At 71.7% G+C, this 24,442-nt stretch carries 22 protein-coding genes; 11 read left to right on the top strand and 11 right to left on the bottom strand.

Features of this window, described 5'->3' with window-relative positions:
- The first annotated feature begins 38 nt into the window (after positions 1–38).
- Together AB4K12_RS09450 and AB4K12_RS09445 are read left to right on the top strand one after the other, a co-directional pair.
- Positions 39–1,469: a WGR domain-containing protein gene (locus AB4K12_RS09450; RefSeq protein WP_368433735.1), complete on the top strand. Its 1,431-nt coding sequence runs from the start codon at positions 39–41 to the stop codon at positions 1,467–1,469.
- A gap of 51 nt (positions 1,470–1,520) precedes the next feature.
- Positions 1,521–1,793, top strand: coding sequence for a DUF6343 family protein (locus tag AB4K12_RS09445; RefSeq protein ID WP_362257311.1), 273 nt, complete (start codon positions 1,521–1,523; stop codon positions 1,791–1,793).
- Between the two features lie 43 nt (positions 1,794–1,836).
- Here AB4K12_RS09445 and AB4K12_RS09440 read toward each other — a convergent pair whose 3' ends face one another.
- The 7 genes from AB4K12_RS09440 to rpsA all read right to left on the bottom strand — a co-directional run bounded on the left by AB4K12_RS09440 (position 1,837) and on the right by rpsA (position 7,265).
- On the bottom strand, positions 1,837–2,130 hold the full coding sequence (locus AB4K12_RS09440; RefSeq protein ID WP_207247137.1) for a hypothetical protein: 294 nt from the start codon (positions 2,128–2,130) through the stop codon (positions 1,837–1,839).
- Between the two features lie 14 nt (positions 2,131–2,144).
- Complete coding sequence (locus tag AB4K12_RS09435; protein WP_368433734.1) at positions 2,145–2,879, bottom strand: WXG100 family type VII secretion target; 735 nt, start codon at positions 2,877–2,879, stop codon at positions 2,145–2,147.
- A complete protein-coding gene (locus AB4K12_RS09430; protein WP_368433733.1) occupies positions 2,876–3,202 on the bottom strand; it encodes a type VII secretion target in 327 nt (108 codons plus the stop codon). Before AB4K12_RS09430 ends, AB4K12_RS09435 begins: the two co-directional genes overlap by 4 nt.
- A 38-nt stretch (positions 3,203–3,240) precedes the next feature.
- Entirely contained in the window at positions 3,241–3,837 is a 597-nt protein-coding gene (locus AB4K12_RS09425; protein ID WP_368433732.1) for a hypothetical protein, read from the bottom strand.
- Between the two features lie 199 nt (positions 3,838–4,036).
- The gene (gene coaE / locus AB4K12_RS09420; protein WP_368433731.1) at positions 4,037–4,639 is read right to left on the bottom strand and encodes a dephospho-CoA kinase; all 603 of its coding nucleotides are present in this window, start codon (positions 4,637–4,639) and stop codon (positions 4,037–4,039) included.
- A 24-nt stretch (positions 4,640–4,663) separates the two neighbouring features.
- Positions 4,664–5,608: a PAC2 family protein gene (locus AB4K12_RS09415; RefSeq protein WP_368433730.1), complete on the bottom strand. Its 945-nt coding sequence runs from the start codon at positions 5,606–5,608 to the stop codon at positions 4,664–4,666.
- Positions 5,609–5,762: 154 nt separating this feature from the next.
- Positions 5,763–7,265: a 30S ribosomal protein S1 gene (rpsA, locus tag AB4K12_RS09410; RefSeq protein ID WP_362257326.1), complete on the bottom strand. Its 1,503-nt coding sequence runs from the start codon at positions 7,263–7,265 to the stop codon at positions 5,763–5,765.
- 415 nt (positions 7,266–7,680) lie between these two features.
- Here rpsA and AB4K12_RS09405 point away from each other — a divergent pair, with 415 nt between their 5' ends.
- Positions 7,681–8,484, top strand: coding sequence for a class I SAM-dependent methyltransferase (locus AB4K12_RS09405; protein WP_368433729.1), 804 nt, complete (start codon positions 7,681–7,683; stop codon positions 8,482–8,484).
- A gap of 62 nt (positions 8,485–8,546) precedes the next feature.
- Positions 8,547–11,162 carry an ATP-dependent helicase HrpB gene (gene hrpB, locus AB4K12_RS09400; RefSeq protein ID WP_368433728.1) on the top strand — a complete coding sequence of 872 codons (2,616 nt, stop codon included), beginning with the start codon at positions 8,547–8,549 and terminating at the stop codon, positions 11,160–11,162.
- A gap of 33 nt (positions 11,163–11,195) precedes the next feature.
- Here hrpB and AB4K12_RS09395 read toward each other — a convergent pair whose 3' ends face one another.
- The 4 genes from AB4K12_RS09395 to polA form a co-directional block, all read right to left on the bottom strand.
- A complete protein-coding gene (locus tag AB4K12_RS09395; RefSeq protein WP_368433727.1) occupies positions 11,196–11,387 on the bottom strand; it encodes a hypothetical protein in 192 nt (63 codons plus the stop codon).
- Positions 11,384–12,406 (bottom strand): DUF3068 domain-containing protein, encoded by a 1,023-nt coding sequence (locus tag AB4K12_RS09390; RefSeq protein ID WP_368433726.1) that lies wholly within the window; start codon positions 12,404–12,406, stop codon positions 11,384–11,386. Before AB4K12_RS09390 ends, AB4K12_RS09395 begins: the two co-directional genes overlap by 4 nt.
- 11 nt (positions 12,407–12,417) lie before the next feature.
- Entirely contained in the window at positions 12,418–12,552 is a 135-nt protein-coding gene (locus tag AB4K12_RS09385) for an SPW_0924 family protein (protein WP_362257340.1), read from the bottom strand.
- A gap of 167 nt (positions 12,553–12,719) precedes the next feature.
- Positions 12,720–15,455 carry a DNA polymerase I gene (polA, locus tag AB4K12_RS09380; protein WP_368433725.1) on the bottom strand — a complete coding sequence of 912 codons (2,736 nt, stop codon included), beginning with the start codon at positions 15,453–15,455 and terminating at the stop codon, positions 12,720–12,722.
- Between the two features lie 133 nt (positions 15,456–15,588).
- On the opposite strand from polA, the gene AB4K12_RS09375 reads away from it, so the two are divergent.
- From AB4K12_RS09375 to AB4K12_RS09345, 7 genes are all read left to right on the top strand, one after another.
- Complete coding sequence (locus AB4K12_RS09375) at positions 15,589–17,907, top strand: FdhF/YdeP family oxidoreductase (RefSeq protein WP_368433724.1); 2,319 nt, start codon at positions 15,589–15,591, stop codon at positions 17,905–17,907.
- A gap of 108 nt (positions 17,908–18,015) precedes the next feature.
- Positions 18,016–18,477, top strand: a complete 462-nt coding sequence (locus AB4K12_RS09370) for a PaaI family thioesterase (RefSeq protein ID WP_368433723.1) — start codon at positions 18,016–18,018, stop codon at positions 18,475–18,477.
- A gap of 274 nt (positions 18,478–18,751) precedes the next feature.
- On the top strand, positions 18,752–19,987 hold the full coding sequence (locus AB4K12_RS09365; protein WP_207247134.1) for a branched-chain amino acid ABC transporter substrate-binding protein: 1,236 nt from the start codon (positions 18,752–18,754) through the stop codon (positions 19,985–19,987).
- A 97-nt stretch (positions 19,988–20,084) separates the two neighbouring features.
- A complete protein-coding gene (locus AB4K12_RS09360; RefSeq protein ID WP_368433722.1) occupies positions 20,085–21,017 on the top strand; it encodes a branched-chain amino acid ABC transporter permease in 933 nt (310 codons plus the stop codon).
- Between the two features lie 5 nt (positions 21,018–21,022).
- Positions 21,023–22,807, top strand: coding sequence for a branched-chain amino acid ABC transporter permease (locus AB4K12_RS09355; protein WP_368433721.1), 1,785 nt, complete (start codon positions 21,023–21,025; stop codon positions 22,805–22,807).
- A 5-nt stretch (positions 22,808–22,812) separates the two neighbouring features.
- Entirely contained in the window at positions 22,813–23,694 is an 882-nt protein-coding gene (locus AB4K12_RS09350; protein ID WP_368433720.1) for an ABC transporter ATP-binding protein, read from the top strand.
- Positions 23,691–24,407 (top strand): ABC transporter ATP-binding protein, encoded by a 717-nt coding sequence (locus AB4K12_RS09345; protein ID WP_368433719.1) that lies wholly within the window; start codon positions 23,691–23,693, stop codon positions 24,405–24,407. The genes AB4K12_RS09350 and AB4K12_RS09345 overlap by 4 nt, the downstream gene beginning before the upstream one ends.
- Positions 24,408–24,442: the final 35 nt, after the last annotated feature.

Below are 24,442 nucleotides of genomic sequence, written 5' to 3'. Positions count from 1 at the left end.
AGACCGGTCGCCGCGGCCGGTGGGAGAGGGGCTTTGCCATGGCGGGGAACACGACGTACCTGGAGCTGTCCCAGGACGGCGGCGGGGCGCACAAGTTCTACGAGGTGACGGTCGACGGCACGACGGTGGCCGTGCGCTACGGACGCATCGGCGCGGCCGGGCAGGCGCAGAGCTCGGTCTTCCCCACCGTCGAGAAGGCGCGCGCCGCGGCGGCGAGGAAGGTCGGCGAGAAGGTGCGCAAGGGCTACGCCCCCGCGGTGCCCGGCGGCCGGGCGGCCCGGCCGGTGACGCGCCGCCAGGTCGCCTCCGCCCCCTCCACGGCCCGCGCGGTCGCCCCGGTCCTGTGGCGCTTCCGCACCGGTTCCGCCGCGTTCGGCATCCACATCGGCGAGGACCGCTGCTGGGTGGGCAACCAGGCCGGCGACGTCTACACCCTGGGCCACGACGGCGAGGTCCTCGCCCGCTACCGCCTGCCGGACGGCGTCAAGTGCCTGGTGGCGGACGACTTCTGGATCTACGCGGGCTGTGACGACGGCACGGTGTACGACCTGTCCGCCAAGGTGCCCTTCGCCGCCTACGAGATCGCCTCCGACGTCGACATCTTCTGGCTCGACATCCACGAGGGGGTCCTCAACGTCGCCGACCGCGACGGCGGGCTCACCGTCATCGACCACGAGGACGAGTACCAGTGGTCGCGCAAGAGCTCCGGGCAGGCGGCCTGGATGGTGCGCCGCGACGAGCGCGCGGTCTACCACGGCCACAGCGCCGGCGTCACCGCGTACGCCCAGGACGGCGGCGGCGAGCTGTGGCACACGCGGACCACCGGCTCGGTGCTCTTCGGCTGGCAGGAGGCGCACGCGGTGTACGCGGGCACCCACCGCAACGTCGTCCAGCGGCTGGCCAAGGCCGACGGCGCCGTGGAGGCCACGTACCGCTGCGACGCGGCGGTCTACTCCTGCGCCACCGCCCCCGACGGCCGCTACGTCTTCGCCGGCGACTCCTCCTCGTCCGTGTACTGCTTCGCGGCGGACGGCACGCGGCTGTGGAAGCTCGGCACGGGCGGCGGCTCGGCGCTGTCCATGCAGTACCTCGACGAGAAGCTCTACATGGTCACCACGGACGGCTCCCTGGTCTGCGTCGACGCCTCGGAGGGTGCCATCGCGGCCGCGCAGGGCGGCACGGTCCCGGTGCCGCTGGACATCAAGTCGGCCGCCGCGCTGCCCACCTACGCCCCCGCCACCACGGTCGCCACGGTCTCCGCCCCGCCCGCCTCCGGCATCGTGGTCGAGTGCGTGCGGCAGGGCGGCCGGCTCCGCGTCCACGTCGTCTCCGACGGCTACGAACCCACCTGGAACGTCCAGTTCCCCCGCCACATACGCCAGGCCGGCGCCCGCTACGTCGTCGAGGCCCTGTCCCCCACGGCGTCCGGCTTCTACCGCGTGCGCGGCGAGATCCAGCGCCTGCTCTGACGCCCGGATCCGCCCGCGCGGGTGGATCCTGGGGGTGGGAGATGGTGCGCCATGCGTACGGGCAACGAACCGAGCACCGCCCGCAGTCCGCTGCGGCTGCGCTGCGGCCTGGCCGTCTTCGGCCTGGTGTGCGCCGCGGCCGGCACGGCGGCGTTCGCCCTGGCGGGCCGGGTGGGATGGGCGGTCGCCTGCGGGCTGCTACTCCTGGTGACCGTCGTCGACCTGACGGTGATCATCCGCCATATCCGGCAGGGCCCGCACTACCAGCCGGGCCGCGACGTCCCGCCCTACGAACCGGTCCACGAAGGAAAGCCGCGCCGCTAGCGTGCGCCGCCCTCGGGGGGCGCACGCCGATGCCCGACGCCCGCTACCGGCCGCCCGGCGGCGTCGCCTCCGGGTCCTGCGGGCCGCGCGGCGCGCCGCGCTCCCACGCCTCCCGCAGCGGCCGGGTCCGCTCGCCCAGCGCCTCGGCGTACGCGCCGACCCGTACGGCCTCGTCGAGGCCGAGACGGCCGGAGAGGACCTCGCGGGCCATCTCCCGCAGGACCTCGCCCGCGCTGCCGTCGGCCAGGTGCCGCAGCGCCCGGTGGACGACGCGGGCCTGCGTCTCGTCGCGGCCCGGGGCGAGGAACTCCTCGTGGCCGACTTCTCGTTCACCCATGGGTCGCTCCTGGCTCAGACTGCCGGATGGTCGTAGCTCGCGCGGGGCAGGGGAAAGGCGTTGAGCCCGGCCGTGATCTGACCGCCGAGGCGCTCGATGGACGCGTAGCCGGCGCTCACGCTCACCTGGGCGGCGTTGACGAGGTGGGTCATCCGCCCCCACTCCCTGAGGATGACCTTGGCCTCCGCCGCCCCCAGCGCGTACCCCATCGCGGCGGCCCAGCCGGTCCACCCGGCGGCCGTGGAGGCGGCGGCCGCGATGGCGGCGGTGACCGCGGCGTCGACGATCGCGCCGATGCACTGGCCGACGGCCTCGGCGGTGAGGGAGACCGACTGCGCGATGGCCAGGTACTCGCCGCCCATCGCGTTCAGGGAGTCGCGGAACTCCTCGAGGTTCCTGCGCAGGGCGTCGAAGTAGAGGAAGGCCGCGTCGGCGGCGTTGCCGTGCCAGGCAGCGTCGATGGCGTCGTTGCCCGACTCGAGGTTGCGGGCCAGGGCGTCGCAGGCCAGGCCGAGGTTCCGCCAGGCCTGGGAGCATTCGGCGTAGGCCGTCCAGTCACCGGCGAAGATCTGCTGCGCCCATTCCACCGGGTCTCTGGGCAGCATCAGCTCGGCCAGTTTCAGCAACCACGATCCGGGGCTGAGCACGTCGGCCACGGCGTTGATCGGCTTCATGGGATCGGTGAACTCCTCCGGCTTCGCCGGGGGGACGAGATGCGTCGTGGGGTCCGCGACATCGGTGAACGTCACGGCCGGCCCGGTCGCCTCACCCGCGGGCGGGCCGCGTCGAAGTCGGCCGCCACGTCCCGGTCGGTGTGCCGGTAGTAGGACGCCGAGGCGCCCAGCTCGTCCGAGGAGTGCCGCAGAACGCCGGCGAGCCGTTCGAGGGCGCTCAGGACGTCGGCACGTACGGCGCGATGGTGTCCGGCCACGTCGGCCATCAGCCCGGCCCGCTCGACGGAGATACGCGTGAACCCGCGGGCGTAGGCGAGAAGTTCCCCCGCGTCCTCGGCCCCTCTGCCGACCTGCCGGGAGAACTGCTCCAGCCGGCCGGTGTCCACCTGAAGTCGCATCGGATTCCTCCCCCTTTCCCGTGGACGCCCCGTGCGTCCTACGGCGATACCAGCGCCAGCAGGAGGCACAGCAGCGCGCCCACGCCTCCCACCCGTCGCAGCCACTTCACGGGCTCCGCCATCAGGGAGCACCCGACCATCTCGCGGGCGGCGGTGAACTGGGCGATGGTCGTGCGGCGGAAGCCGACGACGATGGTCACCATGCCGTGCGCGGCGCCGAGCATGCCGAGGAAGAAGAGGATCATCCAGCCCCAGAAGGCCCGCATGCTCAGGAGGAAGTACTCGGAGGCCTCGCGGTAGACGGTCACCTGCTCCCCGGGCACGTACCACCCGTCGATTTCGGCGTCGTCGCGCGCGGCGCCGCCGCCGGCGGGGCGGTAGACGCCGTCGCAGACGCTCTCCTCGTTCCGGCGGCCCCGCGCCGGGTGGATCCGGCAGTGGGCGACCGTCACGGTGCCCTTGTCGGCCACATAGCCGGCGGCCTTCACCGCGTGCGTGACCGAGACCTCCATGAGGGCCAGCCCCGCCAGGACGACGCAGAAGCCGCCGACGCGGGTCCGGTACCTGCGGACGGGCGGTGGCGCGAGCGGGCTCACGCCGAGCAGTTCGGGCATGGCCATGAGTGCTCCCCTCACGACGGCTCCACTGACGCTGTCGAGGGCGCAACGCTACTCATCCGCGCCGGGCGTCCGCGCGCGCCGCGAAGCACGCCGGCCGGCGCTCACGCGTCTCGGCGGGGCCGGAAAGGCCGGTACGAGGCCGCGTACGGGCCGTCCGGCACTCCCCGCGGGCCGCCGCGGGCCTCACCCGATAGGGCGAACGGTCCAGCCGCCGTCAGTCCTGGTCGGCCCGCCGGCGCAGGTCCTCCCACACCGCCGTGACCCGGGGTTCCAGCGTCTCGAGGGGGCCGTCGTTGTCGATGACGACGTCGGCGACGGCGAGCCGCTCCTCGCGTGAGGCCTGCGCGGCCATCCGGGCCCGGGCCTCCTCGGGGGCCATGCCGCGCAGCCGTACGAGGCGGTCGAGGCGGGTGTCGGTCGAGGCGTCGACGACCACGACGAGGTCGTAGAGGGGGGCGAGCCCGTTCTCGGCGAGGAGGGGGACGTCGTGGACGACCACGGCGGCCGTGCCCGCCGCTGCCTCGAGCTCGGCGGAGCGGGCGCGGACGAGCGGGTGGACGATGGCGTTGAGGGCGGCGAGCCGGTCCGGGTCGGCGAAGACGATCGCGCCGAGCTTCGGCCGGTCGAGGGTGCCCTCGGGGGTGAGGACGCCGGGCCCGAACTCGGCGACGACCGCCGCGAGTCCGGGGGTGCCCGGCTCGACCACTTCCCGCGCGATCCTGTCGGAGTCGACGATCACCGCTCCGTGCGAGGACAGGAGCCGTGACACCTCGCTCTTGCCCGCGCCGATTCCGCCCGTGAGGCCCACCTTCAGCATGGGCCCACGCTATCGGGCGCCCGGTCAGCGCCCGCCGTCGCCCTCCCTGTCGGCGAGGAACCGCTCGAACTCCGCGGCCAGTTCGTCGGCGGAGGGCAGGTCGACGGGCTCGGCGACCAGGTTGCCGCGGGTCTCGGCGCCGGCCACGGCGTCGTACTGGTGCTCGAGGCCCCGTACGAGCGAGACGAGCTCCTCCTCGCCCTCGGCGATCTGGCGCTCGATCTCCTCCTGCGTGCGCAGCGCGGCGTTGCGCAGGGAGTGGGCGGCGTTGGGCAGCACGAGGCCGGTGGCCGCGGTGATCGCCTCGAGGGCGGTGAGGGCGGCGTCGGGGTAGGGGGAGCGGGCGACGTAGTGCGGGACGTGGGCGGCGACGCCGAGGACGTCGTGGCCGGACTCGGCCAGGCGGTACTCGATGAGGGACTCGGCGCTGCCGGGCACCTGGGCCTCGTCGAAGGGGCCGCGGTGACCGGGCATGAGGTCGGTGCGGTTGCCGTGCGGGGTGATGCCGACCGGGCGGGTGTGGGGCACGCCCATGGGGATGCCGTGGAAGTTCACGGACAGGCGCACGCCGAGCCGCTCGATCAGCTGGCGCACGGCGGCGGCGAACCGCTCCCACTCCACGTCCGGCTCGGGGCCGCTGAGGAGGAGGAAGGGGGCGCCCGTGGCGTCCTGCACCAGGCGCAGCTCGATGGCCGGGGTCTCGTAGGCGGCCCAGTGGTCGCGCTGGAACGTCAGCAGGGGGCGACGCGCGCGGTAGTCGATGAGCCTGTCGTGGTCGAAGCGGGCGACGACCTGGTGCGGCAGGCCGTCGAGCAGCCGTTTGACGATCAGGTCGCCCGTCTCGCCGGCGTCGATGTAGCCGTCGAAGTGGTAGAGCATGACCAGGCCGGCGGTGTCCTGGGCCAGGGCCAGGTCGGCGACGGCGAGCCCCTTGGGCTCCCATTCGTACAAATCCTGCGGATCCAACACAGTGACCGTTCCTCCTCATGTTCCGTACGGGGGAACGCTCTTGGAGGCCCCGGCCATTCCCGGGGTCGGCCGGTTTCGGGGCATGAGTAAGGCCCGCCCTCCAAGGAGAGCGGGCCTTACATCAGTCAGCTGTCAGCTGCTGCCGGTCAGAGCCTCAGCTCTGGCCGCCGGCGAGCTTCTCGCGCAGGGCGGCGAGAGCCTCGTCCGACGCCAGGGCGCCGGAGGTGTCGGCCGACTCCGAGGAGTACGAACCGCCGGAAACCTGGCCACCGCCGGCCTGCGGGGCGGCCTGGGCACCCTCGGCCGCAGCCTCGGCGTCCGCCTCGCGGGACTTGATGACCTGCGCCTGGTGCTGCTCGAAGCGCTGCTGCGCCTCGGCGTACTGGCGCTCCCACTCCTCGCGCTGCTTCTCGTAACCCGGCAGCCAGTCGTTGGCCTCGGGGTCGAAGCCCTCGGGGTAGATGTAGTTGCCCTGGTCGTCGTAGGACGCGGCCATGCCGTACAGGGTCGGGTCGAACTCGACCACGGACGGGTCGGCACCGAAGGACTCGTTGGCCTGCTTCAGCGAGAGGCTGATGCGACGACGCTCGAGGTCGATGTCGATGACCTTGACGAAGATCTCGTCGTTGACCTGGACGACCTGCTCCGGGATCTCCACGTGGCGCTCGGCCAGCTCGGAGATGTGGACCAGGCCCTCGATGCCCTCGTCGACGCGCACGAACGCACCGAAGGGAACGAGCTTGGTGACCTTACCCGGGACGACCTGACCGATCTGGTGGGTCCGGGCGAACTGCTGCCACGGGTCTTCCTGGGTGGCCTTGAGCGACAGGGAGACGCGCTCGCGGTCCATGTCCACGTCGAGAACCTCGACGGTGACCTCCTGGCCGACCTCGACAACCTCGGACGGGTGGTCGATGTGCTTCCAGGACAGCTCGGAGACGTGGACGAGACCGTCGACGCCGCCCAGGTCCACGAAGGCACCGAAGTTGACGATGGAGGAGACGACGCCGGAGCGCACCTGACCCTTCTGGAGGGTGGTGAGGAAGGTCTGGCGGACCTCGCTCTGGGTCTGCTCCAGCCAGGCGCGGCGGGACAGGACCACGTTGTTGCGGTTCTTGTCCAGCTCGATGATCTTGGCCTCGAGCTCCTTGCCCACGTAGGGCTGGAGGTCGCGGACGCGACGCATCTCGACCAGGGAGGCCGGCAGGAAGCCACGGAGGCCGATGTCGAGGATGAGACCACCCTTGACGACCTCGATGACGGTACCGGTGACGATGCCGTCCTCTTCCTTGATCTTCTCGATGGTGCCCCAGGCGCGCTCGTACTGGGCGCGCTTCTTCGAGAGGATCAGGCGGCCTTCCTTGTCCTCCTTCTGGAGAACCAGGGCCTCGATCTCGTCGCCGACCTTGACGACCTCGTTCGGGTCGACGTCGTGCTTGATCGAGAGCTCGCGCGAGGGGATGACACCCTCGGTCTTGTAACCGATGTCGAGCAGGACCTCGTCCCGGTCGACCTTCACGATGACGCCGTCGACGATGTCGCCGTCGTTGAAGTACTTGATCGTCTCGTCGATCGCGGCGAGGAAGGCTTCCTCGTTACCGATGTCGTTGACCGCAACCTGCGGGGTGGTGGCGGTGGTCTCGGTGCTGCTCGTCATGTGGGAAAGGGCTCCGGTACGGACATTGAAGTCGTAGGCACTGCTACGCCGAGAGCCCGTATCGCACCGCCGAAGCCGGACAGCCTTGGAGACGCGTTCTTCGCACTCTTCGAAAAGAGTCCTAGGACCCGTATGGAAACGGGAGCGCCTCGACAACCGAGGGGACATACAACAAGTGCGAGCGCGGCCTGCTCCGTCTGAGGCGCGCAGGCCCGCAGCGCAACTTGTAGCATACGGGGGCAGCCGGGCGGGGTCAATGCGCGAAGGCGCACACCCGGGATGAATCGCATGAAATCCGGCACAACTTAGGTTTTGCGAGGCCACGAGGGCCCCGGCAGCGCCCGAGCGTCATGTTCAGGTGAGAACCTGCGAAGATCGAGCACCCAAGATCGACCACCGAGGTGCGACCGCCGAGATGACCCAAGAATACGAGCCCGAAGCCACCCGCCGTGAGACCGGCGATACGGAGAGCAGCCGGGCCAGCCGCGGCTGGTGGGACCGCAACGCGGACGAGTACCAGCGCGAGCACGGCGGCTTCCTCGGCGACGACCGCTTCGTCTGGGGGCCCGAGGGCCTGGACGAGGCCGAGGCCGCCCTGCTGGGCCCCGCGAGCGGCCTGAAGGGCCTGCGCGTCCTGGAGATCGGCGCGGGCGCCGCCCAGTGCTCCCGCTGGCTGGCCGCCCAGGGCGCCCGCCCGGTGGCCCTGGACCTCTCCCACCGGCAGCTGCAGCACGCGCTGCGCATCGGCGACGGCTTCCCGCTGGTGGAGGCCGACGCCGGGGCGCTGCCCTTCGCCGACGGCTCCTTCGACCTGGCGTGCTCCGCCTACGGAGCGGTGCCGTTCGTCGCCGATCCGGTCCGCGTGATGCGCGAGGTGCACCGGGTGCTGCGGCCCGGCGGCCGCTGGGTCTTCTCCGTCACCCACCCCATCCGCTGGGCCTTCCCCGACGAGCCCGGCCCGGAGGGCCTGTCGGTGGCCGCCTCCTACTTCGACCGCACCCCTTATGTGGAGCAGGACGACAAGGGCCGGGCCGTCTACGTCGAGCACCACCGCACGATCGGCGACCGGGTGCGCGACGTGGTGGCCGGCGGCTTCCGGCTGGTCGACCTCGTCGAGCCCGAGTGGCCGGCCTGGAACCACCAGGAGTGGGGCGGCTGGTCCCCCCTGCGCGGCAGCCTCATCCCGGGCACCGCGATCTTCGTCTGCGAGCGGGACTGACGCACCGGGCCGGGGGCCCGCCCCGGCGGGGCGGGCCCCTCGCCCTCGGCGAGACTGGGTGCGTGACCCGCACCGACGCCCCCGCCGCCCGCACCGACGCCCTGCACCGGCTGCCCGTACGAGCGGCCCTGCCCGCCCTCGCCCGGGCCCTCGACGATCACGGCGCGGCCGTCCTGTGCGCCCCGCCCGGCACGGGCAAGACCACCCTGGTGCCGCTGGTCCTGGCCGGGCTGGCGGCCGACGGGCCCGGCGCCGCCTCCCCCTCCGCCCCCGTGCGGCGCGTCGTCGTCGCCGAGCCGCGCCGGATCGCCGCGCGCGCCGCCGCCCGCCGCATGGCCTGGCTGCTGGGCGAGGACGTGGGGGGTGCGACCGGCCGGGTGGGCTTCACCGTCCGCGGCGAGCGACGGGTCGGGCCCGCCACCGTGGTCGAGGTCGTCACCACCGGTGTGCTGCTGCAGCGCCTGCAGCGCGACCCCGAGCTCGCCGGGGTCGACACGGTGGTGCTCGACGAGTGCCACGAGCGGCATCTGGACGCCGACACCGCCGCCGCCTTCCTGCTGGACGTGCGCGCCGCGCTGCGCCCGGAGCTGCGCCTGGTCGCGGCGTCCGCCACGACGGACGCCGCGGGCTGGGCGCACCTGCTCGGCGACGCGCCCGTCGTCGAGGCCCAGGGCGTCTCGCACCCGGTGGAGGTGGTCCGGGCCCCGCCGCGCCGCCCGGTCCGGCCGCCGCACGGGATGCGCGTGGATCCCGCCCTCCTCGAGCACGTCGCCGCCGTCGTCCGCCGGGCCCTGGACGAGCGCGAGGGCGACGTCCTGTGCTTCCTGCCCGGCGTGGGCGAGATCGGGCGTGTCGCGGGACTGCTGGGCGGTGCGGGGGCGCTCGGCGGCGCGGAGGTGCTGCAGGTGCACGGCAGGGCGCCGGCCGCCGTGCAGGACGCGGTGCTGGCGGGCGGCTCGGGGACGCGGCGGGTGGTGCTGGCGACGTCGGTGGCCGAATCGAGCCTGACCGTGCCGGGGGTGCGGGTCGTGGTGGACGCGGGCCTGGCGCGGGAGCCGCGTACGGACCACGCCCGGGGGCTGAGCGCGCTCACGACCGTACGGGCGTCCCGTGCCTCGGCCCGGCAGCGCGCCGGCCGTGCGGGGCGCGAGGCGCCGGGGGCGGTGTACCGCTGCTGGGCGGAGGCGGACGAGACGCGGCTGCCGGCGTTCCCGGCCGCCGAGATCACGGTCGCGGACCTGACGGCGTTCGCCCTGCAGGCCGCCTGCTGGGGCGACCCGACGGCGTCCTCCCTCGCCCTCCTCGACGCGCCGCCGGCCGGTGCGCTCGGCGCCGCGCGCGCCGTGCTGACGGCCACGGGCGCCGTCGACGCCGAGGGGCGCCCCACCGACCGGGGCCGCCGAATGGCGCGCCTGGGGGTGCACCCGCGTCTCGCGCGCGCCCTCCTGGACGGCGCGCGGGAGGTGGGCGCGCGCCGCGCGGCGGAGATCGTGGCTCTGCTGAGCGAGGAACCGCCCCGCGAGTACGGAGACGACCTGGCGGCCGCCTGGCGCTCCGCCCGCCGCGGCGGCGACGCCTACGGCGCCCGCTGGCGGGCGGAGGCGCGCCGGCTGGAGGGCTCGCTGCGGGTCGTCACCGGCGAGGCCGCGGCCCCGGCGGGGCGTACGGGCGACACGCCGGGGGCCGGAGCGCTCACCGACGACGCGGCGGCGGGTCTGGTCGCGGCCCTGGCCTTCCCCGAGCGGGTGGCACGGGCGCGCGGCGAGGGCGCGTATCTGATGGTGTCGGGGACGGGCGCCGAGCTGGGCGACGCCTCGCGGCTGCGCAGCGCGCCCTGGCTCGCGGTGGCCGTGGCCGACCGGCCGGTCACGGCCGCCTCCGCCCGGGTACGGCTGGGCGCCGTGATCGACGAGGACACGGCGAGGGCGGCGGCCGGGGCGCTGCTCGCCGAGGGCGAGGAGGTGCATTGGTCGGCCGAACGCCGTGACGTGGTGGCCCGGCGCGTGGCGCGGCTGGGCGCCGTGGAGCTCGCCTCGAGCCCGCTGCCCTCGCCGGATGCCGGGCTCGTACGGGCCGCGCTGCTCGAGGGACTGCGGGCCGAGGGATGGGGGCTGCTGCGCTGGGGCGCGGACGCGGCGGCCCTGCGGCAGCGGCTGGCGTTCCTCCATCGTGAGCTGGGCGAGCCCTGGCCGGACGTCTCGGACGCCGCGCTGCTGGAGCGGGCCGGGGACTGGCTGGGTACGGAACTGGACCGGGCGCGCCGGCGCGCGGACCTGGAGCGGGTGGACGCCGGCGCGGCGCTGCGGGGCCTGCTGCCGTGGGCGACCGGGGAGGCGGCCCGCCTGGACGAGCTGGCGCCGGAGCGCCTGGAGGTGCCCAGCGGCTCGCGCGTCCGCATCGACTACGGCGGCGAGCAGCCCGTACTGGCCGTCAAGCTGCAGGAGCTCTTCGGGCTGCAGGAAACGCCGCGCGTGGCGGGCGGGCGCGTGCCCGTCCTGGTCCATCTGCTGTCGCCGGCCGGGCGGCCCGCCGCCGTCACGGCGGATCTGGCGTCGTTCTGGAAGGACGGCTACCGGTCGGTACGGGCCGAGCTGCGCGGCCGCTACCCCCGGCATCCGTGGCCCGAGGACCCTTCCACGGCCACGGCGACGCGCCGCACCAACACGCGCCGCCCTTGAGCGACCGCCGCCCGGCGGTGATGGCCGGGTGCGTCAGGGGAGGTACCGCTCGACAGCCGCGGCCCCCTTCTCCTCGATGAGGCGCCTGGCCAGCTCGACGCGTTCGGGCGTCACATCCCGGCCGGAGGCCATGACCAGGTCCTCGGGGTCGAAGGGCCGCTCGCCGCCGGTGTAGAGCCGGCGCGGGCGGGACGTGGTGGACGTGTCCTCGGGACTCTCCTTCACGGCGAGCCTCCTCTGCTCAGCGCCCCCTCGCCGGGGGGCGGCCGTCCGGGTTTCCCTCCATCGTGTGGCACACCGGTCGCGGGCGCACGACGATCTCGGGCCTCGAGGACGAGCGCCGCGGCGAGCAGCACCACGCCGAGGGCGATCAGGCCCAGGGGGAGGTCGCGGGTGAGCAGGAGGACGAGCCGGCGCTGGGCCTTGACGGTGGCGACGGTGTCGGCGACGTAGTCGGGGCGGATCTTCACATGCCCGGCGAAGGCGGTGACCGGCTTCTTCTCCGGGTGCCCGGTCCAGCGCAGCTCCTCGCGGTGGATCTCCTCGCCGTTGACGGGGGCGCCGGTCACGGGGTCGACCCAGAACATGCGCCGGGTGGTGTACCAGCGCTCGAGCCCGAGCTGCCGGACCGCGTCGGGGGTGATACCGAGCGGCAGCCGCCTGGGCAGCGGCACCTCGGTCCAGGGGATCGTCTGTTCGAAGTAGTAGACGTCCAGGCCGCGGAAGGTGCGGGTGCCCTTGTAGTGGATGGGGGCGGAGGTGCGGGTCATCAGGTCGAAGTAGCGGTAGTCGCGCTTCTCGACGAGGAAGGGCCATTTGAACTCGATGCCGTCGCGGCGCACGGGGGTGTCGTCGACGTGTTCGCCGCCCGCGTGGACGGGCTGCTGGCTGTGGGCGTCGAAGACGTAGCGCTCGGGGATGCGGGAGACCATCGCGCCGTCGGGTCCGGCGGCGTAGGTGAGGGTGTCCCAGACGACGACGTCCCGGCCGGTGGCGGCCTTGACCCGGCGGGCCTGTTCGACGTTGCCCTTGAGGGTCTGGACCATGGTCACCGTGGAGACCCGCCGGGGCTCGAGGGTGGCGTAGTCGATGAGGGTGGCGTCCTTCGCCTCCAGGACGACGGCCTGGTAGTGGTGGGCGGGCACCTTGGCGAGCCGGGGGAAGACGTACCAGCGCAGCAGGGGTGACAGGGCCGTGCAGAACACGGCGAGGGCCAGCAGGACCAGGCTCGCTCGGCGGCGCACGGCGGCCCCTCTCAGGGGTGCGCGGGCGGGGAGGACAGCAGGGGCTCGGGGGAGGTGTCGCCGCCCGGCGGCCCGAGGGCGGTGACGGCGAGGACGAGGGCGAGGGCGGCGGCCAGTCCGGCGGCCGCGGCGGCCAGTGCGCGCATGCGAAGCCTCCCGGCGGAAATCCCCGGACCTGACGAGGAGTCAGGGATGGGCACGGTAGCAACGCGCGCCGCCGATGAGAACCACACGCACGCGCGAGAACGCGCGCGGCCCCCCTCCCGGGACGGGAGAGGGGCCGCACACGACAGGGACGCGAACAGGGACGCGATCAGTGCGCCGCGGACTCCCAGTCCGCGCCGACACCCACCGACACATCCAGCGGCGCCCGCAGCTCGACGGCACCGGCCATCTCCCGGCGGACCAGCTCCTCCACCCGCTCCCGCTCCCCCGGCGCGATCTCGAGCACGATTTCGTCGTGCACCTGCAGCAGCATGCGGGAGGTCAGCCGCTCGCCCTCCAGCGCCACGGCCACCCGCAGCATCGCGATCTTCACGATGTCGGCGGCCGTGCCCTGGATCGGGGCGTTGAGCGCCATCCGCTCGGCCATCTCACGACGCTGGCGGTTGTCGCTGTTGAGGTCCGGCAGATAGCGGCGGCGGCCCAGCATCGTCTCGGTGTAGCCCGTGGCCCTGGCCTCCTCGACGACGCGCTGCAGATAGTCGCGCACGCCGCCGAACCGCTCGAAGAACGTGTCCATCAGACGACGCGCCTCATCGGGCGCGATGTTCAGCTGCTGCGAGAGACCGAACGCCGACAGACCGTAGGCCAGGCCGTACGACATCGCCTTGATCTTGCGGCGCATCTCCGGGTCGACCTCGTCCTTGGCCACGCCGAACACCTGGGAGGCGACCGTGGTGTGCAGGTCCTCCCCCGAGGCGAACGCCTCGATCAGGCCCTCGTCCTCGGACAGGTGCGCCATCACCCGCAGCTCGATCTGGCTGTAGTCGGCCGTCATCAGCGACTCGAAGCCCTCGCCGACCACGAAGCCGCGGCGGATCGCCCGGCCCTCGTCCGTGCGCACCGGGATGTTCTGCAGGTTGGGGTCGGTGGAGGACAGCCGGCCCGTCGCCGCCACCGTCTGGTTGAAGGTGGTGTGGATACGGCCGTCGGGCGCGACCGCCTTGATCAGCCCCTCGACCGTGGACCGCAGCTTGGACTGCTCACGGTGCCGCAGCATGATCACCGGGAGTTCGTTCTCCGTCTGGCCCGCGAGCCAGGCCAGGGCGTCGGCGTCCGTGGTGTAACCGGTCTTGGTCTTCTTCGTCTTCGGCAGGCCCAGCTCCCCGAAGAGCACCTCCTGCAGCTGCTTGGGCGAGCCCAGATTGAACTCCCGGCCCGCGGCCGCGTGCGCCTCGGCCACCGCCTGCTGCACCGCGGCGGCGAACTGCTGCTCCATGCGCTCCAGCCAGCCCCGGTCCGCGGCGATGCCCGACCGCTCCAGGTCCGACAGCACCGCGCTGGTCGGCAGCTCCACGTCCGTGAGCAGATCCGCCGCGCCCACCTCCTTGACCCGGCCCGCGAACGCGTCCCCCAGGTCCAGGACCGTACGGGCCCGGCCCATCAGGGCGTCCGCCTCGGCCTGCTCGTCGGCGCCGAAGGCCAGCTGTCCGTCACCGGCCGCGGCCGTGGCCAGCTCCCTGCCCAGATACTCCACCGACAGCGCGTCCAGGGCGAAGGACCGGCGGCCCGGCTTGACCAGATAGGCGGCCAGCGCGGTGTCCATCACCACACCCTCGACCACCCAGCCGTGATCGGCGAAGACCCGCATCACGGCCTTCGCGTCGTGCATCACCTTCGGCCGCTCCCGGTCCGCGACCCACGCGGCGAACGCCCGCTCGTCGGCCTCGTCCAGCTCCGCGGGGTCGAACCAGGCCGCCGGGCCCTCACCCGTGGCCAGCGCCACCTCCTCGACCCGGCCCGCGCCCCGCGACCAGGTGTCGGTGACGGCCACACCCAACGGGCCCACGCCGTGCCCGGCCAGCCACGGCGCCAGCTCGCCCGTGCCCAGCACGACGCCGTCCACCTCGGCGCCGGCCTCCACCGGCTCCTCCTCGACGGACTCCCCGCCCGGGTCGACCGCCAGCAGCCGGTCCCGCAGACCCTGGTTACGGATCTCCAGCCGCTCCAGGAACGACACCAGCGCCAGACGGTCGTACGCCTGACGCTCCAGGTCGTCCGGGTGCGTGGACAGCTGCACGTCCCGCACCATCTCCGTCAGGCGGCGGTTGAGCTTGACCGCCTCCAGGTGATCGCGCAGATTCTGCCCGGCCTTGCCCTTGACCTCCTCGACGCGCTCCACCAGCTCCGCGAACGAACCGAACTGGTTGATCCACTTCGCGGCCGTCTTCTCCCCCACACCCGGGATACCCGGCAGGTTGTCCGACGGGTCGCCACGCAGCGCCGCGAAGTCCGGATACTGCCGCGGCGACAGCCCGTACTTCTCCACGACCTTCTCCGGCGTGAAACGCGTCAGCTCCGAGACGCCCTTCGTCGGATACAGCACCGTCACCGCATCGGTGATCAACTGGAAGGAGTCCCGGTCACCGGTGACGATCGAGACCTCGAAACCCTCCGCCTCCGCCTCCGTGGCCAGCGTCGCGATCACGTCGTCGGCCTCGAAACCGTCCACCGCGAACCGCCGCACGCCCATCGCGTCCAGCAGCTCGCCGATCAGCGTCACCTGCCCCTTGAACTCGTCCGGCGTCGCCGAACGCGTCGCCTTGTAGTCCGGGAACTCCTCCGAGCGCCACGTCTTGCGCGACACGTCGAACGCCACCGCGAAGTGCGTGGGCCGCTCGTCACGCAGCGTGTTGGCCAGCATCGACGCGAAGCCGTACACCGCGTTCGTCGTCTGACCCGACGAGGTCGTGAAGTTCTCCGCGGGCAGCGCGAAGAACGCCCGGTACGCCATGGAGTGCCCGTCCATCAACAGCAGACGGGGGCGGCCTCCCTCCACTGCCTCGGTGCCGGTCGTCTCATTCGTCTTCGATGCCTTTGCTGCCACGCCCCCGATCCTGCCACGGACCACTGACAATCCCGGCCACACCGCCCTCACCCCCACCCCCGCCGCACCCCGTGGCAGGATCGGCACCGAACGCGCGGACCCGCGCACCACCGACCGCTCAAGGGGGAGCGAGATGGCAGGCAACCCGCCCACCGGCGATCCGGTACAGGACGCACCCGACGTCACCGCCCCGCAGCACGCCGCCGCAGGCCTGCCCGCCATCGCCCACACGCTGCGTATCGCCCACGAACAGATGGGCGTACGCCGCACCGCCCTCACCCTCCTCAAGGTCAACCAGAAGGACGGCTTCGACTGCCCCGGCTGCGCCTGGCCCGAAGGCGACAAGCGCCACGCCGCCGAATTCTGCGAGAACGGCGCCAAGGCCGTCGCCGAGGAAGCCACCCTGCGCCGGGTCACCCCCGCCTTCTTCGCCGAACACCCCGTCGCCGGCCTCGCCGACCGCAGCGGCTACTGGCTCGGCCAGCAGGGCCGCCTCACCCACCCCATGTACCTCGCCGAAGGCGCCGACCACTACGAACCCGTCACCTGGGAACGCGCCTTCGACATCATCGCCGAAGAGCTCCACGCCCTCACCGGCCCCGACGAAGCCGTCTTCTACACCTCAGGCCGCACCAGCAACGAAGCCGCCTTCCTCTACCAGCTCTTCGCCCGCGAATTCGGCACCAACAACCTGCCCGACTGCTCCAACATGTGCCACGAGTCGTCCGGCACCGCACTCACCGAGACCATCGGCATCGGCAAGGGCAGCGTCCTCCTCGAAGACCTCCACAAGGCCGAACTGATCATCGTCGCCGGCCAGAACCCCGGCACCAACCACCCCCGCATGCTCAGCGCCCTCGAACAGGCCAAGCGCGGCGGCGCGAAGATCATCACGGTCAACCCGCTCCCCGAAGCCGGCCTCGAACGCTTCAAGAACCCGCAGAACGCCCGCGGCCTCGCCGGCGGCGGCACCGCCCTCACCGACCTCTTCCTGCAGATCCGCCTCGGCGGCGACCAGGCCCTCTTCCGCCTCCTCAACAAACTCCTCCTCGACACCGAAGGCGCCCTCGACACCGCCTTCATCCAGGAGCACACCCACGGCTTCGAGGACTTCGCCGCCACCGCCCGCACCGCCGACTGGGACGAAACCCTGCGCGCCACCGGCCTGCGCCGCCAGGAGATCGAGACCGCCCTGCGCATGATCCTCGCCTCCCGGCGCACCGTCGTCTGCTGGGCCATGGGCCTCACCCAGCACAAGCACGCCGTCCCCACCATCAAGGAGGTCGTCAACCTCCTGCTCCTGCGCGGCGACATCGGCCGCCCCGGCGCCGGCGTCTGCCCCGTCCGCGGCCACAGCAACGTCCAGGGCGACCGCACCATGGGCATCTTCGAACGCCCCTCCGACGCGTTCCTCGACGCCCTCGAGAAGGAATTCCACTTCACCCCGCCGCGCGCCCACGGACTCGACGTCGTCCGCGCCATCCGCGCCCTGCGCGACGGACAGGCCAAGGTCTTCTTCGCCATGGGCGGCAACTTCGTCTCCGCCACCCCCGACACCGACGTCACCGAAGCCGCCGTACGCCGCGCCCGCCTCACCGTCCACGTCTCCACCAAGCTCAACCGCTCCCACGTCATCACCGGAGCGCGCGCCCTGATCCTGCCCACCCTCGGCCGCACCGAACGCGACCGGCAGCACACCGGCGAGCAGTTCGTCACCGTCGAGGACTCCATGGGCATGGTCCACGCCTCCCGCGGCCGCCTCGCCCCCGCCAGCCCCCACCTGCTGTCCGAACCCGCCATCGTCAGCCGCCTCGCCCGCCGCGTCCTCGGCACCACCAGCACCACGCCCTGGGAGCAGTTCGAGAACGACTACGCCACCATCCGCGACCGCATCGCCCGCGTCATCCCCGGCTTCGAGGACTTCAACACCCGCGTCGCCCGCCCCGGCGGCTTCACCCTCCCCCACGGCCCCCGCGACAGCCGCACCTTCCCCACCGCCACCGGCAAGGCCAACTTCACCGCCGCCCACGTCGAGTACCCGCGCGTGCCCGAAGGCCGCCTGCTCCTGCAGACCCTCCGCTCGCACGACCAGTACAACACCACCATCTACGGCCTCGACGACCGCTACCGCGGCATCAAGAACGGCCGCCGCGTCGTCCTCCTCCACCCCGACGACGCCGCCGCCCACCACCTCGCCGACGGCGACTACGCCGACCTCGTCAGCGAATGGACCGACGGCAGCGAACGCCGCGCCCCCGGCTTCCGCGTCGTCCACTACCCCACCGCACGCGGCTGCGCCGCCGCCTACTACCCCGAGACCAACGTCCTGGTCCCCCTGGACCACACCGCCGACACCAGCAACACCCCCGCCAGCAAGTCCGTCGTCATCCGCCTGGAGCCGGCCGGACGGGCCGAGGGCACCCCGGCGGCACCGGACGCCACACCGCGGTAGACGTCTGGTGCAGTAGCGGACAAGCAGGGGCCGGTAGTTGACGGAAGTATCGTTCAGCTGAAAAGACGTTCACACGACAACGACCGACAACGATCGGAGCGACGACGCATGGGCGAGCACAGCAGGACCACCTTCCCGCCGGAGATCCTCGAGCAGTGGGCCGGCAGCGGCCTCGACCTGAACGCCCTGTTCTCGGCGGGACACCTCGGCGAGCGCATGGGCGTCCGCGTCGTCGAGGCCTCCCCCGACCGCGTCGTCGGCACCATGCCGGTCGAGGGCAACACCCAGCCCTACGGACTCCTGCACGGCGGCGCCTCCGCCGTCCTCGCCGAAACCCTCGGCTCCGTCGGCGCCATGCTCCACGGCGGCCCCGGCCGCTACGCCGTCGGCGTGGACCTCAACTGCACCCACCACCGCGGCGTCCGCTCCGGCCTGGTCACCGGCGTCGCCACCCCCGTCCACCGCGGCCGCACCACCGCCACGTACGAGATCGTCGTCACCGACGAGCACGACAAGCGCGTCTGCTCCGCACGCCTCACCTGCCTCCTGCGCGACAACGACGCGAGCTGACCCGCACCCCCGCCCGCCCCGCCACGGGGCCGGCCCCGCAGGCGCCGGCCGCCGCCCACCGCGACCGGCGCCCAAGCGGAACGTGATCTGCGTCATAACAAGACAGTCACATCACGGTCAGCACCTCTGCCCCACCCCGGCGCCCACCCCTTAGAGTCACGGCCCATCACGACCCCGCCGGGCGAATCACCCAGCCAGCACAGCACCTTTCCTCGCGCCCGGCGAGCGAACCGGCACCTCGGCAGAGGCCGCCGCGCCAGGGAAAGGACTCACCGTGCGCCACCGTTCCCTCCTCGTCCTCACCACCGCGCTCACCACCACAGCCCTCGCCCTGTCCGCCTGCGGATCACGCGACGACACGGCAGGAGGCGACAGCGGCGGCGGCAAGCAGACCACCGTGACCATCGGCGTCGACGCCCCGCTGACCGGCTCGCTCTCCCCCTTCGGCCAGGGCATCAAGAACTGCGTCGACCTCGCCGTGAAGACCGCCAACAAGAACAACGAGGTCAAGGGCGTCACCTTCAGGACCATCGCCCTCGACGACCAGGCCGTCCCCGGCACCGGACAGCAGAACGCCGCCAAACTCGTCGCCGACAAAAGCGTCGTCGGCATGGTCGGCCCCATGAACTCCGGCGTCGCCCAGTCCATGCAGGGCGTCTTCGCCAAGGCCGACCTCACCCAGATATCCCCCGCCAATACCAACCCCGCCCTCACCCAGGGCGACGACTGGGCCAAGGGCGAGAAGAAACGCCCCTTCGCCACCTACTTCCGCACCGCCACCACCGACATCATCCAAGGCCGCTTCGCCGCCCAGTACTTCTACAAGGACGCCAAGAAGAAAAAGGTCTTCGTCGTCGACGACAAACAGACCTACGGCGCCGGACTCGCCTCCATCTTCATCCAGGAATTCAAACGCCTCGGCGGCGAGATCGCCGGCACCGACCACCTCACCGTCAAGGAAACCGACTTCACCGCCATCGCCAACAAGATCAAGACCTCCGGAGCCGACTCCGTCTACTTCGGCGGCCAGTTCCCCGAAGGCGGACTCCTCTCCGACCAGGTCAAAAAAGCCGGAGCCCACATCCCCCTCATGGGCGGCGACGGAATCTACAACCCCGGCTTCATCACCGCCTCCGGCGAGAACAACGACGGCGACCTCGGCACCTCCGTCGGCTACCCCGTCGAACAACTCGACTCCGCAAAAGCCTTCGTCACCCACTACAACTCCGCCGGCTACAAAGACCCCTACGCCACCTACGGCGGATACTCCTACGACGCCGCCTGGGCCATCATCCAGGCCGTCAAGAAAACCGTCGAGGACAACAACGGCAAACTCCCCGCGGAACCCCGAGCCAAAATCCTCGACGCCGTGGGCAAGGTCTCCTTCGACGGCGTCACCGGAAAGGTCTCCTTCGACCAGTACGGCGACACCACCAACAAACAGCTCACCGTCTACCAGGTGACCGACGGCGCATGGAAGTCCGTCAAGAGCGCCACCTTCCAGGACTGACCACAGCCACCCCGCAGCACCCACCCGCACCCGCGCGAACCGGCCGGCCACACGCCCTCGCGCGGGCCCCCACCACACCCCAACGGGGAGGAACGCGGTGCACGAACTGCCGCAAACGCTGGTCAGCGGACTCGCCCTCGGCGCCCTCTACGGCCTCATCGCCATCGGGTACACCATGGTCTACGGCATCGTCCAGCTCATCAACTTCGCCCACGGCGAGATCGTCATGATCGGAGGCTTCGGCGCCCTCACCGTCCGCCTCTGGCTCCCCGACTCCGTCCCCCTCACCGCCGCCCTCCCCCTCATGCTCCTCGGCGGCGCCATCGCCTCCGTCGCCGTCGCCACCGCCGCCGAACGCTTCGCCTACCGCCCCCTGCGCGGCGCCCCCCGCCTCGCCCCGCTCATCACCGCCATCGGCCTGTCCATCGCCCTCCAGCAAATCATCTGGGCCTTCTACCCCGACGCCAAGAAATCCCGCGGCTTCCCCCAGTTCCACGGCGACGCCTTCGCCCTCACCGGCGGCATCCACCTCCAACGCGACGACCTCTTCGTCCTCGCCGCCGCCCCCCTGTGCATGCTCGCCCTCGGCCTCTTCGTCGCCAAAAGCCGCACCGGCCGCGCCATGCAGGCCACCGCCCAGGACCCCGACACCGCACGCCTCATGGGCATCAACACCGACCGCATCATCGTCATCGCCTTCGCCATCGGCGGCGCCTTCGCCGCCGTCGCCGCCGTCGCCCAGGGCCTGCGCGCCGGACAGATCAACTTCGAGATGGGCTTCATCCTCGGCCTGAAGGCCTTCACCGCCGCCGTCCTCGGCGGCATCGGCAACATCTACGGCGCCATGCTCGGCGGAGTCGTCCTCGGCATCGCCGAAGCCGCCTCCACCACCTACATCCAGCACATCCCCGGAATGCAGCAACTCGGCGGCGGAGGCTGGAAGGACGTCTGGGCCTTCGTCCTCCTCATCGTCGTCCTCCTCGTCAGGCCACAAGGACTGCTCGGCGAACGCGTAGCGGATCGGGCGTGAGACCCATGAACCGGAAGAACCCACCCACCGGCACGACCCCCGGCACCCCCGACGACGACCCGCACCCCTACGACACCGCCCGCACCGCCCGCACCTTTGGCAGCAGGGGCATCCCCCGCATCCCCCTGCCCCCCGCCACCGCCCGCGTCACCGTCATCGGCGGCGCCGCCCTCACCCTCGCCTCCACCTTCCTCCCCTGGACCTGGACCCACGCCTTCCCCGGCAACCTCACCGTCACCGGCTACCCCGGCGGACTCCAAGTCCTCACCCTCACCGGCGCCATCCTCACCATCGCCCACACCCTCGCCGCCTCAGGCACCCCCGGCCTCCGCCGGCTCAGCCCCACCCGCAGCCACACCGCCACCCGCCACCTCGCCCTCGGCACCCTCGCCACCACCTGGTACACCCTCATCACCATCGCCGTACAACTCGGCGGCATCGTCAACCTCGAACCCGGCGGCTACCTCGCGGGAGCGGCCTCCCTCATCACCCTCCTCGGCGCCCACGCCCTGCCCACCGGCCAGGCCACCCCACCACCGCCGGCCAAGCCCCTGCCCCCCTGGGCCGAAATACTCATCATCGCCGCCGCCTTCGGCACCGGCCTCTACGTCCTCACCTACGGCATCGGCACCGCCTACGGAGAACTCTTCACCGGCTTCCTGCTCCTCACCGGCTTCACCACCGCCGCCCTCGCCAAAGCCGGACTCATCACCCGCCTCTCCCAGCTCACGGCGAAACACCGGCGCATCACCATCACCGCCGCCTTCACCGCCGCCGCCCTCTTCCCCCTCACCCAGGACACCGACGAATACACCCTCATCGCCGTCAACATCCTGATCTTCTCCACCGTCGCCCTCGGCCTCAACGTCGTCGTCGGCCTCGCCGGCCTCCTCGACCTCGGCTACGTCGCCTTCCTCGGCGTCGGCGCCTACACCGCCGCCCTCGTCTCCGGCTCCACCGCCTCCACCCTCCACATCCACTTCCCCTTCTGGGCCGCCGCCCTCACCGGCGCCGCCGCCTCCCTCGTCTTCGGCGTCCTCATCGGCGCCCCCACCCTCCGCCTGCGCGGCGACTACCTCGCCATCGTCACCCTCGGCTTCGGAGAGATCTTCCGCATCGCCGTAGGCAACCTCAACGGCGAATCCGGCCCCTCAGTCACCAACGGCCCCAACGGAATACCCAACATCCCCAACCTCAACATCCTCGGCTACAACTTCGGCGACACCCACACCCTCGGCAGCCTCACCCTCAACCCCTTCGCCAACTACTACCTCCTCATGCTCCTCGTCACCCTCCTCGTCATCCTCGTCTTCAGCCGCGCCGGAAACTCCCGCATCGGCCGCGCCTGGATCGCCATCCGCGAGGACGAAACCGCCGCCACCGCCATGGGCATCAACGGATTCCGCGTCAAACTCATCGCCTTCGCCCTCGGCGCCACCCTCGCCGGACTCGCCGGCACCGTCCAGGCCCACGTCTCCACCACCGTCGTACCCGAGCAATACGTCTTCGCCGGCCCCGTACCCCCCAACTCCGCCTTCCTCCTCGCCGCCGTCATCCTCGGCGGCATGGGCACCATCACCGGCCCCCTCCTCGGCGCCGCCCTCCTCTACCTCATCCCCGCCAAACTCCAGTTCCTCCACGACTACCAACTCCTCGCCTTCGGCGCCGCCCTCATCCTCCTCATGCGCTTCCGCCCCGAAGGAATCATCCCCAACCGACGACAACAGCTCGAATTCCACGAACCACCCGCCACGGCCGGCCCCACACCCCTCACCAAGGCGGAGGCATAACCACCATGACCACCACCGCCACCGCCCCCGACACCCCCAACGCCCCCGACGACACACCCGTCCTCACCGCCACCGGCGTCACCATGCGCTTCGGCGGACTCACCGCCGTACGAGCCGTCGACCTCACCGTCAACCCAGGCCAAATCGTCGGCCTCATCGGCCCCAACGGCGCCGGCAAAACCACCTTCTTCAACTGCCTCACCGGCCTCTACGTACCCACCGAAGGCACCGTCACCTACCGCGGCACCCACCTACCCCCCAAACCCCACCTCGTCACCCAGGCAGGCATCGCCCGCACCTTCCAGAACATCCGCCTCTTCGCCAACATGACCGTCCTCGAAAACGTCCTCGTCGGCCGCCACACCCGCACCAAAGAAGGCCTCTTCTCCGCCCTCCTCCGCGGCCCCGCCTTCCGCCGCGCCGAAAAAAACTCCGAAGAACGCGCCATGGAACTCCTCCAGTTCACCGGCCTCGCCCCCAAACGCGACCACCTCGCCCGCAACCTCCCCTACGGCGAACAACGCAAGCTCGAAATCGCCCGAGCCCTCGCCAGCGACCCCGGACTCCTCCTCCTCGACGAACCCACCGCCGGAATGAACCCCCAGGAAACCCGCACCACCGAACAACTCGTCTTCGCCATCCGCGACCAAGGCATCGCCGTCCTCGTCATCGAGCACGACATGCGCTTCATCTTCAACCTCTGCGACCACGTCGCCGTCCTCGTCCAGGGCGAAAAACTCCTCGAAGGAACACCCCGAACCGTCCAGAGCGACGACCGCGTCATCGCCGCCTACCTCGGCACACCCTTCGAAGGAGCACCCGGCGCCGAAGAAGCCGCCGAAGTCGAAGCCGCCGAAGCCCACGCAGCAGAGGACACCGACCGATGACCGCCCTCCTCGAAGTCGAAAACCTCCGCGTCGCCTACGGAAAAATCGAAGCCGTCAAAGGAATCACCTTCACCGTCGAAGCCGGCGAAATCGTCACCCTCATCGGCACCAACGGCGCCGGAAAAACCACCACCCTCCGCACCCTCTCCGGCCTCCACACCCCCACCACCGGCACCATCCGCTTCAACGGCCACCCCATCACCGGCACCCCCGCCCACCACATCGTCGCCCTCGGCCTCGCCCACTCCCCCGAAGGCCGCCACATCTTCCCCCGCCTCACCATCACCGAAAACCTCCAACTCGGCGCCTACCTCCGCAAGGACACCACCGGCATCACCCACGACATCCACCGCGCCTACGAGCTCTTCCCCATCCTCGGCGAACGCGCCAAACAACCCGCCGGAACCCTCTCCGGCGGCGAACAACAAATGCTCGCCATGGGCCGCGCCCTCATGTCCCGCCCCAAACTCCTCATGCTCGACGAACCCTCCATGGGCCTCTCACCGATCATGATGCGAAAAATCACCGACACCATCACCGAACTCAAAACCACCGGAACCACCATCCTGCTCGTCGAACAGAACGCCCAAGCCGCCCTCTCCCTCGCCGACCGCGCCCACGTCATGGAAACCGGCAAAATCGTCCTCTCCGGAACCGGCACCGACCTCCTCCACGACGAATCCGTCCGCAAGGCCTACCTCGGCGAAGACTGAGGGCATGCAAAAGGGCCCGCATCCAACCGGACACG

This window comes from Streptomyces sp. C36 (genome assembly GCF_040932295.1).
Lineage (GTDB): Bacteria > Actinomycetota > Actinomycetes > Streptomycetales > Streptomycetaceae > Streptomyces > Streptomyces triculaminicus.
This window is presented reverse-complemented; position numbering and strand designations above follow the sequence as displayed.

Coding starts and splice junctions, on each gene's coding strand:
- AB4K12_RS09350 (WP_368433720.1), top strand. CDS start 22,813: ATGACCACCACCGCCACCGCCCCCGACACCCCCAACGCCCCCGACGAC.
- AB4K12_RS09445 (WP_362257311.1), top strand. CDS start 1,521: ATGCGTACGGGCAACGAACCGAGCACCGCCCGCAGTCCGCTGCGGCTG.
- AB4K12_RS09450 (WP_368433735.1), top strand. CDS start 39: ATGGCGGGGAACACGACGTACCTGGAGCTGTCCCAGGACGGCGGCGGG.
- AB4K12_RS09355 (WP_368433721.1), top strand. CDS start 21,023: ATGAACCGGAAGAACCCACCCACCGGCACGACCCCCGGCACCCCCGAC.
- AB4K12_RS09345 (WP_368433719.1), top strand. CDS start 23,691: ATGACCGCCCTCCTCGAAGTCGAAAACCTCCGCGTCGCCTACGGAAAA.
- AB4K12_RS09385 (WP_362257340.1), bottom strand. CDS start 12,552: ATGCGCGCACTGGCCGCCGCGGCCGCCGGACTGGCCGCCGCCCTCGCC.
- AB4K12_RS09440 (WP_207247137.1), bottom strand. CDS start 2,130: ATGGGTGAACGAGAAGTCGGCCACGAGGAGTTCCTCGCCCCGGGCCGC.
- AB4K12_RS09370 (WP_368433723.1), top strand. CDS start 18,016: ATGGGCGAGCACAGCAGGACCACCTTCCCGCCGGAGATCCTCGAGCAG.
- coaE (WP_368433731.1), bottom strand. CDS start 4,639: ATGCTGAAGGTGGGCCTCACGGGCGGAATCGGCGCGGGCAAGAGCGAG.
- rpsA (WP_362257326.1), bottom strand. CDS start 7,265: ATGACGAGCAGCACCGAGACCACCGCCACCACCCCGCAGGTTGCGGTC.
- AB4K12_RS09405 (WP_368433729.1), top strand. CDS start 7,681: ATGACCCAAGAATACGAGCCCGAAGCCACCCGCCGTGAGACCGGCGAT.
- AB4K12_RS09375 (WP_368433724.1), top strand. CDS start 15,589: ATGGCAGGCAACCCGCCCACCGGCGATCCGGTACAGGACGCACCCGAC.
- AB4K12_RS09430 (WP_368433733.1), bottom strand. CDS start 3,202: ATGCGACTTCAGGTGGACACCGGCCGGCTGGAGCAGTTCTCCCGGCAG.